General features: G+C 32.3%; 11 protein-coding genes. 10 read left to right on the forward strand and 1 reads right to left on the reverse strand.

Going from position 1 to position 15,472, the window contains the following annotated elements:
* Positions 1–114: 114 nt before the first annotated feature.
* From F9279_RS06090 to F9279_RS06120, 7 genes are all read left to right on the forward strand, one after another.
* Complete coding sequence (locus F9279_RS06090) at positions 115–315, forward strand: DUF2922 domain-containing protein (protein WP_152111905.1); 201 nt, start codon at positions 115–117, stop codon at positions 313–315.
* Between the two features lie 86 nt (positions 316–401).
* Positions 402–536 carry a YvrJ family protein gene (locus tag F9279_RS06095; RefSeq protein WP_152111906.1) on the forward strand — a complete coding sequence of 45 codons (135 nt, stop codon included), beginning with the start codon at positions 402–404 and terminating at the stop codon, positions 534–536.
* Between the two features lie 231 nt (positions 537–767).
* Positions 768–968 carry a cold-shock protein CspD gene (gene cspD / locus F9279_RS06100; protein ID WP_152111907.1) on the forward strand — a complete coding sequence of 67 codons (201 nt, stop codon included), beginning with the start codon at positions 768–770 and terminating at the stop codon, positions 966–968.
* A 210-nt stretch (positions 969–1,178) separates the two neighbouring features.
* The gene (locus tag F9279_RS06105) at positions 1,179–2,324 is read left to right on the forward strand and encodes an exonuclease SbcCD subunit D (protein ID WP_152111908.1); all 1,146 of its coding nucleotides are present in this window, start codon (positions 1,179–1,181) and stop codon (positions 2,322–2,324) included.
* Positions 2,321–5,461 carry an AAA family ATPase gene (locus F9279_RS06110; protein ID WP_152111909.1) on the forward strand — a complete coding sequence of 1,047 codons (3,141 nt, stop codon included), beginning with the start codon at positions 2,321–2,323 and terminating at the stop codon, positions 5,459–5,461. Before F9279_RS06105 ends, F9279_RS06110 begins: the two co-directional genes overlap by 4 nt.
* Before the next feature lie 594 nt (positions 5,462–6,055).
* Positions 6,056–7,006 carry a C40 family peptidase gene (locus tag F9279_RS06115; protein ID WP_152111910.1) on the forward strand — a complete coding sequence of 317 codons (951 nt, stop codon included), beginning with the start codon at positions 6,056–6,058 and terminating at the stop codon, positions 7,004–7,006.
* Between the two features lie 189 nt (positions 7,007–7,195).
* Entirely contained in the window at positions 7,196–7,744 is a 549-nt protein-coding gene (locus tag F9279_RS06120) for a M15 family metallopeptidase (protein WP_152112115.1), read from the forward strand.
* 52 nt (positions 7,745–7,796) lie between these two features.
* On the opposite strand, the gene F9279_RS06125 is transcribed toward F9279_RS06120, so the two are convergent.
* Complete coding sequence (locus F9279_RS06125) at positions 7,797–8,846, reverse strand: M42 family metallopeptidase (RefSeq protein WP_152111911.1); 1,050 nt, start codon at positions 8,844–8,846, stop codon at positions 7,797–7,799.
* A 481-nt stretch (positions 8,847–9,327) separates the two neighbouring features.
* On the opposite strand from F9279_RS06125, the gene F9279_RS06130 reads away from it, so the two are divergent.
* The 3 genes from F9279_RS06130 (at position 9,328) to helD (ending at position 15,262) form a co-directional block, all read left to right on the forward strand.
* Positions 9,328–11,277 carry an LTA synthase family protein gene (locus F9279_RS06130; protein ID WP_152112116.1) on the forward strand — a complete coding sequence of 650 codons (1,950 nt, stop codon included), beginning with the start codon at positions 9,328–9,330 and terminating at the stop codon, positions 11,275–11,277.
* A 217-nt stretch (positions 11,278–11,494) separates the two neighbouring features.
* On the forward strand, positions 11,495–12,748 hold the full coding sequence (locus F9279_RS06135; RefSeq protein ID WP_152111912.1) for an MFS transporter: 1,254 nt from the start codon (positions 11,495–11,497) through the stop codon (positions 12,746–12,748).
* A 195-nt stretch (positions 12,749–12,943) separates the two neighbouring features.
* Positions 12,944–15,262, forward strand: coding sequence for an RNA polymerase recycling motor HelD (helD, locus tag F9279_RS06140; protein WP_152111913.1), 2,319 nt, complete (start codon positions 12,944–12,946; stop codon positions 15,260–15,262).
* Positions 15,263–15,472: the final 210 nt, after the last annotated feature.

Raw genomic sequence — 15,472 nt, forward strand, 5'->3', positions numbered from 1 at the left:
CCAACAGGAAGTGTATGTGTATTTTGGAATGTTGACAAGTGGTTTTTTAATTTGTGCAGGGCCTACGGCCCTATTGCACAAATTTAATGCCATACCCTACATTTTTATGATGCCATAAACACCTTTGTAACGAGTAATGGTAAATCTTCTAAAATCACATTAGAAAGTCCAGTAGAACCAATTGATCAAGAAAAAGTGTTAACTGCTATGCAATCAGTTATTTCTGCCAATATCTTTACTGGTAATAATGGTGATTTAGTTGCAGCAAAAGGAATACGTCTCATTGAACGTAATGTAACTGATTTTGATTTATAAGATAGGGTAGAAGAAAAGGATAATGCCATTAGTAATTCATTCTAATGGCATTATCTACTTATAAGTAGAATGGAGGAGGGGAAACGATGGAGGATTTAGTAACCATTATAAGTCAGGTTGGTTTTCCTATCGTAATAAGTTTCTACTTACTTAATAGAATTGAAACAAAACTAGACGTTATGATTACATCCATTCAGAGTTTACCAGAATCATTAAAATAGTAGAAACCTATCTATGTATAGAAAAAATAGGATAATTATCAGATAAATGAAAGGGTTTTCTATTGACAGAGTTACCTAATAATGTTAAATTTATATCAAGCCGTTCATCACGTATTTAGTATTTATTGTATATTTCTATCAAATTGTTTGAGAGAGTAATAGTAAAAATGCTTATGCGGAAGATGGTAATTTAATGAAGCTAGCAAAGCTTTTTTAGGAGGATTTATTTACATGAAAAACGGAAAAGTGAAATGGTTTAACGCAGAAAAAGGTTTTGGATTTATCGAAGCTGAAGATGGTAACGATGTATTCGTACACTACTCAGCAATTCAAGTAGAAGGTTTTAAATCTCTTGAAGAAGGTCAAGAAGTATCTTTCGAAGTAGTTGAAGGTGCTCGTGGACCTCAAGCTTCAAATGTAGTTAAAGCATAATAAGATATTGCCATATAATATAATAAAATCAGGCCCTTTTCTTAACAAAGATAAGGGTCTGATTTTTTGTTTATAAAAAATGTTAATTGGCTACCTCTACCATACCTAGCCTATTACATAGTTTGATATAATGTTAGAATAAAATCGGAATAAAATATCATAAAAATTTCTAACCTAATTAGATTAATTATTTTAAAAGAGGTGTCTATTGTGAAATTTATTCATACAGCAGATTGGCATTTAGGAAAATTGGTACATGGATTGTATATGACAGAAGACCAAAGAATCATGCTCCAGCAATTTATAGAGTTAGTCAAGGTTGAACAGCCAGATGCTGTTATAATCGCCGGTGACTTATATGATCGATCCATTCCTCCTACAGAAGCAGTTAATCTATTGGATGAAGTTCTTTATACCATTAATGTAGAACTTAATACTCCTGTTTTAGCTATATCGGGAAATCATGACAGTGCAGAAAGACTTTCTTTCGGTAGCTCCTGGTATCAAAAGAATCGCTTCTTTTTAAACGGTAAAATAGAAAATAGTTTTACTCCTATTCAAATAAAAGGAGTTAATTTTTATTTAGTACCTTACTGTGAACCAGTTATTGTTAGAAAGGTACTAGGAGATGAATCGATAGTAAGTCATCATGATGCAATGAAAGCAATTGTTGGGAAAATAGAAGATAGTTTGAATATGAACGAACCGAATGTTTTTGTTGGACATAGTTTTGTACTAGGAGGAAAAACAACTGATTCTGAGAGAATCCTTTCAGTTGGTGGGTCTGGATGTGTTGGTGCAGAAGTATTTACATCATTTTCCTATACAGCATTAGGGCATTTACACAGTCCAGATGCTATCAAGCACCAAACAGTCAAGTATTCCGGGTCTTTAATGAAATATTCCTTCTCTGAGGCAAAGCAAAAAAAATCTGTTTCTATCATTGAGATGCAAGAAGATGGTAGCTTTACGGAACGGTTTCATACTCTAATCCCACAAAAAGACATGAGAGAAATGGAAGGATATTTAGAAGAGCTTTTAGATCTTTCCTTTTACCAACAGCAAAAAGTAGATGACTATTTAAAAATTACCTTGCTTGATGAAGGAGCCTTAATGGATCCTATACAAAAATTAAGACAAGTATATCCTAATGTTCTTCATTTAGAGAGAAAAATAGAGTTAGTTGATCGAAAGAAAAAAGTGGCGATGGAAATGCGTCAGGAAAAGAAAAGAAATGAACTTGATTTATTTACGGCGTTTTATGAAGAAATGACAACTGCGTCCTTTTCTCAAGAAAAACAGGATTGGATGAGTTCTGTGATTAATGAAGTTTTAAGAGGGGAGAGTTCTAAATGAGACCTTTGAAAATAACGATGCAAGCATTTGGTCCATATGCCCAAAAAGAAACGATTGATTTTACTGTTTTAGGTAATCGAACGATGTTTGTTATTTCTGGTAAAACTGGATCAGGTAAAACAACCATATTCGATGCGATTAGCTATGCTATTTATGGAAAAGCAAGTGGGGAAGATAGAAACGGACCAGAGCTTCGAAGTCAATTTGCTCCTCCTTCCCTTTTAACAGAAGTAAGCTTTGAGTTTAAGCTAAAGGAAAAGCGATACTTAATTACACGATCTCCACAACAAGAGAAGAAAAAAGAAAGAGGAGACGGTACGACTACAATTGGTGCAAAAGCAGAGCTTTATTCATTTAATGAAGAGGGCGAACAAGAAATCATCGCCTCCTCCATTCGAGATGTGGAGGAAAAGATAAAAGAAATCATCCAAATAGATAGCAATCAATTCAGGCAAATCCTGATGATACCACAAGGTGAGTTTAGGAAATTGCTAACTTCTGATAGTAAAGAAAAAGAGAACATTTTACAACGGCTATTTCATACAGAAATGTATAAGCGAATAGAAGAGAGATTAAAAGACCAAGCGCAAAACCTTAAGAAAACGGTTGAACAAAAAGTATTAGTAAGAAACAATGCGCTTTCCAATATCTCTAGCTTATTTACAGAAGAATTAACAGAACTTATCGAGCAGTCCAGTGATAATGATGTTGTCATTTTGCCATTACTAGAGAAAGAAATCCAGAAGATGGAGAATGAAATAAGTATCAAAGAGAATAATCTGGTACAGCAAAATGTAGAAAGAGATAACTTAAAAAAACGTCTCTATGAAGCAGAAGTAGTTCTTAAGCAAATGAATATGAAGGATGAACTTCAGAATAGATTAAATCAATTAAAAAACCAAGAAAATGATTACAAGGATTTAGAAGAGAAAATCGAGTTAGCTCAAAAAGCAGCAATTCTAGCTCAGCAAGAGGAGATTTGTCATCATTTAAAAAGACAAATAGATCAAGGAGAACTAGAGAAAAAGCAAATCACGACATCTCTATCTCAATGGCAAGAAAAATTAGCACATGCTGAAGAACAATATAATATCCAAAAAGATAAAGAAAAAGATAGAAAACAAATAGCGGATAAAATCACGTGGTTAAAAAATATGGAACAAGATGTTCGAAAATATGCCAAATTGGAGGAACAGTTAGCACATACGAATAGCGAATTGAAAAGCTATAGTAAAAAAGAAAAAGTGCTAATGGAAGAAAGAAGAGAATTTGAAGTAAAAGTAATGACATTTAAAGAAAAGAAAAAAGACCTTGAAAATCAAAGAGAACAGTTTTTACAACTAAAAGAAAAAATTAGTGATTTAACCATTTTTCTTGATAAGCTAAAGGAATACGAAAGAGCAGGTACTAAATGGGCAAAAGTAAGTGAAGAGGCCATTTCCAAACAAAAAGAGATGGAAAAGGTAAGCCAAAGGTATCAAGATGCTAAAGACGTAGTTGAAAAGGTAGAAGAAAAGTGGCTAACCAATCAATCTTATTTTTTAGCATTGCAATTGAAAAAAAATGAAGCATGTCCAGTCTGTGGCAGTACTCATCATCCAGAACCTGCATCAATCCAAGAAAATGTTCATGGTGTTTCAGAAGAGGATAGAAAAAGTGCCAAAGCAGATTTAACCAAAATGGAGCAAGAAAAGGCATCTATTGAAAGAAAATGGTTTGAAGTAAAATCACAAGCTACTGTTTTGGAACAAGATGTTAATGAAAGGTTAGTAAAAATTAAGGCGCTAGATACTAGTTTTACACATGAAAATAGTTCCATCATAATCAATACAATTGAAGATCAATTGAAGCAGTGCAACAAAGAAAAAGCACAAATAGAAGAAAATATAAAAGAACTTGTACCTATTAGTAATAGGATTGAAAGTATAGAGGCACATTTGGTTACAAGCCTAGAACAATTAGACGAATTGCGAAAAAAGATACAGAGTTTAACCATACATTTTACTGAATATAATACAACACTCCAAAAAATGAAGGATAGTATTCCAGAGGAACTCCGTAACATAGAACACTATAATAAGACATGCAATGATAGTAAAAAGACGTTAGAAGAAATGGAACAAATATGGGAAAAAACGCAAAATCATCTATTGTTCACAAAAGAAAAAATGCAGAGTGAATCTATTCGATTAGAGTCTATGGAGAGACAGGTAGTACAGTTAAAAGAATCACTAGAAAAGGAAAGAGACATCTTTTTGGACAGAATGAGTAATCAAGGATTCTCTACTTATCGTGACTATGCGAATAGTAAAAGGCCAGATCATGAAATAGATCAATTCAAAAAAAATCTTCAAGGTTATAAAGAAGAATGCCGCTCGATTATTGATCGCTTAAATGAATTACAACAAGGTTTACAAGGAGTAGAAATACCGAATATAGAAGAGTTAAATGAATCTTTAGCAGCGATTACGGAAAAAATTAACACATTACAACAAGAAATGACGAACCTATTATTGATGCTAAAAGAAAACAAGGGAATTTATCAACAAGTAACAACAATTAATTTGGAAGTGAAGAAACTAGAAGAGCAATATAAGCTAGTTGGCCATTTATATGACATTTCTAGAGGTCAAAATGTACAGCGAATAACTTTTGAACGTTATGTTCTAGCATCATTTTTAGATGATATCTTACTAGAAGCGAATACAAGACTGAGTAAAATGACAAGTGGCCGTTATATGCTGCTAAGAAAAAGTGATCGATCAAAAGGTAATGTACAAAGTGGATTAGAACTATTAGTTTTTGATCAATATACAGGTCAGGAAAGACATGTTAAGACATTATCAGGTGGCGAAAGCTTTAAAGCATCACTATCACTTGCATTAGGTTTGGCAGATGTGGTGCAACAGCATGCAGGTGGAATATCACTTGAAACCATGTTTATTGATGAAGGATTTGGAACTTTAGATCCAGAATCACTAGATCAAGCAATTGAAACATTAATGGATATACAAAGTTCTGGAAGATTAGTAGGAGTTATTTCACACGTCCCAGAATTAAAAGATAGAATGGAAGTTCGTTTAGAGGTTATTGCAAGTCAAACTGGAAGCACTACAAGATTTGAGTATTTAAGCTAGACAATTATTCACTAACAAAATGAATTTAGTGCAAAACAGTAGACGTCTGTACTAAATTTGAAAAGGAAATAAAGTTTGTAAGCTAGGCTAATATAAACTAGTTAATAGAGTTACATGTTCAGCTAGTATAAAAGTAATATAGAAAGATAAACTAATTTTTCTGCAGATGATTGTAGTGTTTAAGGGGTGAGACTGTGGGATCTCCGAGACAGCTGAGACCCTACAGGTGAAAGGCAGACAGCGGCTCAGCGCGAGCCTGTAACGGAAGTCATCCTCTTATTTAGTATGGTATTTTGAACTTCATCTATATTTACTAGTTTTTTCCTATAACCATCAAAACACATGGAGAAATAAGAAATATCATGTAATTTTCCTATTTTCCTACAAATACATGTATATAATGGAAAAATCATGAAGAAATGGTGAGCATAAACTCGTAATTTACTAGAAGAAAAAAGAGAATATGGAAAACATTTTAACATATTAGTAGATTTTGGATGAATATCCATTTTCTAAGGATTGGAATTAAAATGATAGCCACTTAGAATAATAGTTAGCCAGAAAAAACTTTTCTTACAAAGGGAGATTACTTCGATGAAAAAACAACTATTAACGGTAGTGGCTGTATCAGGAATTCTATTAAGCTCTTTTTCTATTAGTGTAAGTGCTCATGAACAAAAGTACACAGTTAAAAATGGTGATACACTATGGAAAATATCACAAGAAACAAAAGTATCTTTGAGTAATATTAGAAGCTTTAATAACCTGAACAGCGATATCATTAAAGTTGGACAAGAATTAACGTTAATTCCACAGCATAGTCATTATACAGTCAGGTCAGGTGATAGTTTATCTAGAATCGCAAAAGATAATAATACAACTGTAATTCAATTGAAGGAAATGAATCAACTAACATCTGATCTTATTAAAGTTGGACAAGACTTACAAATTCCAGTTAATTCAACTGCATCAATAAGTTCACCTCCTACAAGCACTTCAATAAATAATGCAAATACGTATACAGTAGTAAGTGGAGATTCTTTATGGGGAATCAGCGTGAAGAGTAATTTGACTGTTGATCAATTAAAACAAATGAACGGTTTAACATCGAATACTATTTACGTAGGACAAGTATTAAAATTAACAGCAACAACAGAGACAACTACAAATGTAAATGAATCTGACAAAGTACAAGCATTAATAACAGAAGCTAAGAAATATATTGGCGTACCATATGTATGGGGAGGTAGTACACCTAACGGATTTGATTGTAGTGGATTCCTTAACTATGTTTATAATAAAGTAGGTGTATCAATTCCAAGAACAGTCGCTTCTATTTGGAATGCTACAACTCCGGTATCATCACCAAGTGTGGGAGATATCGTTTATTATGAAACTACTACAGGACCTTCTCATGCGGGAATTTATCTTGGAGACAATAAATTCATTCATGCAGGTTCCTCTACAGGTGTTGCTATTACAGATATGAATAACAGCTACTGGAAGCCGCGTTATCTTGGAGCTAAAGCAGTTTCTAATCTATAAGTGCTATCATTAAAATAGAGTTAACCATTCATGGTTGGCTCTATTTTTTTCGCATATAAATGGAAGGATTGTAAGAGATGCTGTACTATAGAAGGAGAACTAACAATGAAAAAGTATTATGCATTAGTGTACACTCATTTTTAGTTTATATACATCGCAAAAAACATGTTGGGAGATTATCACTTGAGCATGAAAACAAAACGAAAAAAGAAGCACTTCATTACCAATTTTATTATTCTCCTTTCCTTTTTTTTCATTCTCTTTTACTATTGGAAATCTAATACAGAAGAGAAATCAATAACACCGTTGCCTCAAGAGTTGAATGAGACGGTAAAAAATAAAATGAATAGCTTAATTGAACAAGTGGAAGAAGTGGGGATACGAATTATCATTACAGAAGACTATAGAAGTATAGAAGAACAAGATAGACTTTATGAACAAGGGAGATCTACAGAAGGAAACATAGTTACGAATGCAAAAGGTGGAGAATCGTATCATAACTATGGACTTGCTATAGATTTTGCTTTGCTTGATATAAATGGTAATGTAATTTGGGATATGAATTATGATGGAAATGGAAATGGGAAAGCAGACTGGATAGAAGTCGTTAATACGGCAAAAAAACTAGGGTTTGAATGGGGAGGAGATTGGGCTAATTTTAAGGATTATCCTCACTTACAAATAGATTTTGACTTAAGTATCGAAGAACTTCAAAGGGGAGAGAGACCACCTGAATAACAATAATAAAGAAGGTGTATTGAAAATTTACACCTTCTTTATTATTGTTATATTATTTAATCAAATCACTTAATAAGTATTGGTAAATTAAGTTTCCTGTTGCTTCAATGGATCGGAAGTGTGTGCGCTCATATGCATGAGAAGAATCAATCCCTGGTCCAATTAATGCGTGTTTAATATCATGCCCTGATCGAATAGCAGCAGATGCATCTGAACCATAATAAGGATAAATGTCTAATTGGTAAGGAATAGAATTTTTTTCTGCTAATTGCACTAAGCTCTTTCTCAATCCGTAATGATATGGTCCACTACCATCTTTTACACAGATAGAAACCGTATATTCATCTGTAGATTGCCCATCTCCCATAGCACCCATATCGACTGCTAAGTATTCCACTGTTTCAATCGGAATATTAGAGTTACCTCCATATCCAATTTCTTCGTTATTGGATATTAAGAAGCTAGTTGTGTATGGTAGTTCTATTTGCTGTTCCTTTACTTGTTTTAATACTAGTAAAAGAATAGCAACACTTGCTTTGTCATCTAAATGTCTCGATTTAATAAACCCAGAAGGAGTCATCTCAATGCGAGGGTAAAAAGAAACAAAATCACCTACTGAAATACCAAGCTTCACAACATCCTCTTTATTTCTTACAATCTCATCAATCCGGACTTCCATATTAGCTTGATTTCTTTCAGCAGTTCTGGCGTCTTTATAAACATGCACAGAACCTTGATGTAAAAGAATGGTTCCTGTATAAGTTTCACCTGAAGCCGTTTCAATCGTACAATTTTCTCCTTCAATACTATTGTATGTAAAACCGCCGATTAAATCTAAACGAAGTCTGCCGTTAGGCTTAATTTCCTTGACCATGGCACCTAGAGTATCTACATGAGCTGTAACCATCCGTTGTTTACTAGAATCCCTACCTGGAATGGTTGCGATAAGACCACCCTTATTATTTTGCTTTGTTTCTATATTTAACTGCTGTAAATAACTTTCTATTCTTTTTATAATAGCTTCTGTGTTACCAGATGGACTTGGTATAGATAAAATTTCCTCTAATAATTGTAAATATTCTTCTTGATTAATATGTACCATATAATAAATATCTCCTTTCATAATAGTTTCATTATACTATTAAATACTACATAAAGGTTGAGATCTTATGTGAATAAACAGTTTCAATAAAATACCAGTAGCTAATATAAAAAAATATGATAATGTAGTTATTTGTCGAAAAAAATATTAATATGTTCTTTAATATCCTTTTTTCGTAAATGTTATATATTTTACTGGTAAATTTCCTAAAATTCATGTAAGATATTTTTAATTTGGAAAGCGACAAATGATGAATTGACAGAAATAGGAATAAAAAAATATGACCTTTCTTACGGCTATATGTTATAATCTATTTTGTGCTTTTCAAGGATCACTTCTAATAAGAGATAAATATTTAGAAGGATCATTCGTCATGTATGAATTTATTTATTATTTAAAAAGGGTAAAATGAAAAATTTTTGAACTAATTGAATTGAGGTGAACGTGATTGAAAGGTGCAGCGGAATTATTTCGTAAAGTTATGTCCAAACATTCTTCTTTCTTTTTAATCGCTATTTTTTTATTTTGGATGAAAACGTATATTGCGTATAAAGTAGAATTTAGTCTTGGGGTAAAAGGGGCTTTACAAGAGTTTCTACTTTTTTTAAATCCCTTAAGCTCTGCTTTACTCTTTATCGGACTTGCACTATTTGTTAAAGGGAAAATTCAGCCTATCATGATTACAATCATGACCTTTATTATGTCTTTTTTACTTTATGCAAACATTGTCTATTACCGATTCTTCACTGACTTCATAACAGTTCCTGTTCTGATGCAGGTAAAAGTGAACGGTGGACAATTAAGTGATAGTATAATGTCACTATTTAAGCTTTATGACCTTATTTATTTCCTTGATGTTATTGTACTAATAGTATTACTAGTTACAAAAGCATATAAACCTAAAGTGCAGAAAAATAGACGAGCGGCAAAATCAGTTTTTGCATTAGCAATCCTAATTTTTATTATCAACCTTGGTTTAGCTGAAGCGGATCGTCCACAATTGTTAAGTCGATCTTTTGACAGAAACTATTTAGTTAAATATCTTGGTGCGTATAACTTTACTATCTATGATGTCGTGCAAAATGCTCGATCAGAGAGTCAAAGAGCACTTGCTGATAGTAGTGATATTACAGAAGTACAAAACTATATTAATGCAAACTACGCGGAACCTAACGAAAGTTACTTTGGAGCTGCAAAGGGTAAGAATGTAGTGTTTATTTCTTTAGAATCTCTACAATCATTTATTATTGATTACAAGCTTGATGGTCAAGAAGTAACTCCATTTCTAAATTCTTTATTAAAAGATCAAAACACATTTTACTTTGAGAATTTCTTCCATCAAACAGGGCAAGGGAAAACCTCTGATGCTGAATTTATGATGGATAATTCATTGTATGGCTTATCTCAAGGAGCGGTATTTGTAAATAAAGCTCAGAATACTTTACAAGCAACTCCAGCCATATTAAAATCTCAAGGCTATACTTCAGCAGCATTTCACGGAAATTATAAGACGTTCTGGAATCGAAATGAAATGTACAAAACAATTGGATATGATTCTTTCTTTGATGCTGAGTATTATAATATGACAGATGAAAACACGATTAACTATGGATTAAAAGATATTCCATTCTTTGAAGAAAGTATGCCTTTATTAGAAGGGTTAAGTCAGCCGTTCTATACAAAATTCTTAACTTTATCTAACCATCATCCGTTTATTTTGGATGAGGGAGATACAGATTTCCCTGCTGGGGAAACAGGGGATTCAGCAGTAGATGGATATTTTCAAACAGCTCATTATTTAGATCAATCTATTAAATTATTCTTTGACGAGTTAAAGGAATCTGGTCTATATGATAATACGATGATTGTTATGTATGGTGATCACTACGGAATCTCAGAAAATCATAATAAAGCAATGGCTGAGGTTTTAGGAGTAGATGAAGTTACATCCTTTATGAATAGTCAATTACAACGTGTACCTCTATTTATTCATATTCCTGGAGTGGAAGGAAATGTTGTAAGTGAGTTTGGTGGAGATGTGGATGTAATGCCAACTGTTCTTCATTTGTTGGGTGTAGACACAAGAGATTATTTACAAGTGGGTTCTGATTTATTATCTGAAGAACATCGTGAAACTGTCCCATTCCGAAATGGTGATTTTGTTTCTCCGACGATTACTAAAGTCGGTGATAATTACTATAATACAGAATCTGGTGAATTAGTGGATGCTGCAGAAGGAAAAGAGCAAACAGAAGCAGCAGCTGCAGAATTAAGCATATCTGATAGTATTGTTACGAAAGATTTATTAAGATTCCATACTCCGAAGGACTTCACTCCGATTAATCGAAATGATTATAACTACATCAAAGGTGGAGAGTCTAAGGATACTAAATCAAGTAATGATACTGTTTCAGAAGATGAAACTAATTAAAAGTACTTAGGGCAATTGCCCTAAGTACTTTTTTCTATTTATCTAGTTATATATAGGTAAAATATTCAATTAAATTATCTGATTTATTACAAGTATGATAATTTTAAAATTTTATAGAATTGCTAAAAAAAACTATTGCAGGTTTTATTGGATGAGAGTATGATATCAATGGAATATTTCAGAAATAGAAATATATTGAAAAAAGGATGATACTTTAATGCAAGAGCCAGAACAACTGAACCTTGAAAATGAAAAGTTGAGTATTAGGAATGGAATCTTCACAACGGTCATACAAAATATATCAAGTAATTATTTTCCACTCTTTGCCATAAGTGTTTTAGGAGCTTCTAATTATCAAGTAGGATTAATAAGCTCCTTGCCACAATTCATTGGTATGTTTGCAATGATTATCGGATCTGTGATTATGAATAGACTACAAGAGAAAAAGATTTTTACGGTGTATTCTTTCTTAATTGCTCGTCTTTTTTTAGTTGGGATTGCATTGGTTATTTTTATACCAGAAACGTATCAGAGTATTGTTTTTATCTTATTAGTTGGCCTAATGAATTTTCCCTTTTCATTTGCAAATCTGAGCTGGCAAGCATTAATTGGAGATATTATTCCAGAAAATCGACGAAATACTTTTTTTAGCTCAAGAAACAGAATGATGACTTTAATCGGAATGATTTCCACATTCTTTATCGGTTTATTTTTACAATTCTTTGAAGCTTCAAATCCTATTCCGTATGTGCTTTTATATTTACTTGCATTTGGTTGTGGATTAGTGGAAATATACTATCTAAAGAAACATAAGGAACCTAAGAAAGAAGTTATAAAAATAAAAAAAGCCACACCATTAATATCATTTTCTGTATTTAAATATAAACCATTTTTATATTTCATATTGTGTGCCTTGTTTTTTAATTTTGCATGGCAAATGTGTTGGTCGTTATTCAGTATTTATCAAATTAAATATGCCCATGCTACAGGCTTATGGATCAGTTTATTTGCGGTTGCGAACTCTATAGGGCAAATTGTTAGTTTTAAATGGTGGGGGAAAATGGCGGAGAAGCATAGTCATGCTAAGATGCTTATATTAGTCTCCATTGGTATGGCGATGGCTCCAACGGTAACGATTCTTTCCACCAACTTAATCTTTATTGTTATTACAAATATATTTGCTGGCCTTTTTGTTTCTGGTACTGTTTTACTACTATTTAATCAGTTATTAGATGTAACGAGGGATGATAATAGAAGTCAATGTATATCAAATTATAATATTCTCTTAGCATTAATTGCATTTTGTGCACCGCAATTTGGCGTGTACTTGTTAGAGACGACCAATATTTATACAGCCATGAATATTTCAGGATTTTTAAGAGCTTTCAGTGGTGTATTTTTCTTCTTTTTTTACATATACTTAAAGAGAAGAAACGGTTTATCGGTCAAAAGGAAATTTGCGAAAGCGTAAATAAAAATCCCATATCCAGAAGGATATGGGATATCATATATGTATAAAAAGGTAGTAACAAATCCAATAATGTGATAAAATCAGTTAATCTATAATATGTTTTATGCTTGTCGATTTTATAGGTAGATTTATATATTATAAATTATATTATATATTCCTGTGGTTTGTCAAGTTAATTGTTTAGGGGGACTTATCATGAATAAAGATGAAAAGGTAGAATACGAAAAAGAACAACAGAGAATTGACTTTGTATTGTCTGAAGTTGATGAGAAGATAAAATCTATGACAAAAGATAAGGATTTTATTAGTGGGGACGTAGGGCAGTTAAGAACCACTTTCTGGGAAGATGTTACAGTAAATATGGATGAACCAGATGATGTAGCAGAAACATATCTAAGTATAAAGCAGCAAGCGGAGCTTCTTGGTGAGAGGGAAAGAAGTTATGGGCAAATACATAGGCAATTAGCTACCTTAAGTAAATTGCAGAATTCTCCTTACTTTGGAAGAATCGATTTTAAAGAAGATGGAGAAGACACAGATCAAATTTACATTGGAATAACATCCTTTATGGATAAGAAAGATGAAAACTTTTATATTTATGACTGGAGAGCACCTGTTTCAAGTGTATATTATGATTATTCGCCAGGTGAAGCCTCTTATAAAACACCAAGTGGGATTATTGATGGCGAATTACAATTAAAAAGACAATTCATCATTCGAGATGGTAGTCTTATTAGTTTATTTGATACCGGAGTTACTATTGGAGATGAATTACTGTTAGAGGTACTTGGAAATAATGCCAATTCTATGATGAAAAGCATTGTTGCGACTATTCAAAAAGAGCAAAATCAAATCATTCGAAATGAAAATAGCAAGATACTACTTGTTCAAGGAGTAGCTGGCAGTGGCAAAACATCTGCTGCTTTACAAAGGGTTGCTTTTCTTTTATATAAACATCGTGAAACACTGAATGCGGAGAATATTATGCTTTTTTCTCCAAATCCGTTATTTAACAGTTACGTTTCTACCGTTTTACCAGAGTTGGGAGAAGAAAATATGAAACAATCCACATTCTATGAGTTCTTAAACTCTAGAATTGGGAAAGGGTATGAAGTAGAAGATCCTTTTAGTCAGCTAGAGTATTTGCTATCAGAAACGGATGAAGAGGCGAAAGTAGTTCGAGTTCATGCTTTACAGTATAAAAGTAGTATTGCATTTAAAAATAAAATGGATCGCTATGTAAGTAAGCTACTTCAACAAGGAATGATATTTAAAGATATAGAATTTAGAAATAAAGTGTTTATTTCTAAGGAGGAATGGAATAGAAAGTTTTATGAACTAGATGACCATATTTCCATTTCCAATCGCATACAAGCTTTAATGGAATGGGCACATAAAGAGATGAAAAAGCATGCCAAAGTAGAAAGAAATCAACGATGGGTTGATCAAGAAATTGAATTAATGGATAAAGAAGATTTTTTAAGTGCTTATCATGCTCAAGAGAATAAAGGGGAGAGAGAGCAGGAATTTCAATATTATGATCAAGAAGAAAAATATCTTCGTAAAATAGTTATTAATAAGTACTTTAAACCTCTTTATCAAGCTATTAGAAAAGTAAAATTTGTGGACTACACGTCCCTTTATAAAAATGTATTTAAAACAGAATGCCCAGAAAACTTAAGTACTAAAGAATGGGATGAAATTAGTAAGCAAGTGATTCATAATCTTTCGAGGCAATTTCTTTCCTATGAAGATGCTGCTCCATTTGCCTATCTTAAAGAGAAGATAGAGGGTAGAAAATCTACAACAGGGATTCGCTATGTTTTTATTGATGAAGCACAGGATTATTCAGATTTTCAAATGAGTTATATTAATGAATTATTTCCATATAGTAAAATGACATTGCTTGGTGATATTAATCAAGCCATATTTGCCCATAAGAATAAGACGTTAAATCCATCAGAATCAAAGCAAGATGTAGAAAGAATCGTCTTAATGAAAAGCTACCGTTCTACTAGTGAAATCGTGGAATTTACTAAAGATATCGCGATAAATGGACATCAAATTGAGCCTTTTAATCGCCACGGTTCTTTGCCAACACTTGTACATGCAAAAAACGATTCTTTAAAACATGAAGACTTGATAAATAGAATAGCAAAGTGGAAAAATAAAAATTTTCATACAATAGCAATCATTTGTAAAAATTATCAAGAAAGTTTACGTGTTTATCATATTTTAAAGGATCAGCTTGATGTCCGTATTATTGATAAGGGAACGAATACGTATGAAAAAGGGATATCAATAATACCTGCTTATTTAGCAAAAGGGATCGAATTTGATGCAGTGGTATTATACAATATTTCCATTTATAGAACATCTTTTGAAAAGGAATTGTTTTACACTGCATGTACAAGAGCTATGCACGAGCTTTATATGTATGGAGAGGAAGGAGATTCTAATCCGTTTCTTTCTCTCATTAGTAAGGATAAGTATACGCAAGTACACCTTACATGAAATAAATATAATAGTGCTGGTTAATTATACGACACCTAATAAAAACAGTTAAGTAAATATAAAAAATAGAACCTCCTCTGTAGTAAGTATATAAAATGCATGGAGGTTCTATATTTTTTTGAAAATCATTTAATTGTATTGTATTTTTCACTTTTCTTTTATGAAGCATTTTAACTTTCTTTTATATAATAAGTAAATCTCATATGAAAA

Source organism: Bacillus sp. B1-b2 (assembly GCF_009183415.1).
Taxonomy (GTDB): Bacteria; Bacillota; Bacilli; order Bacillales; family Cytobacillaceae; genus Niallia.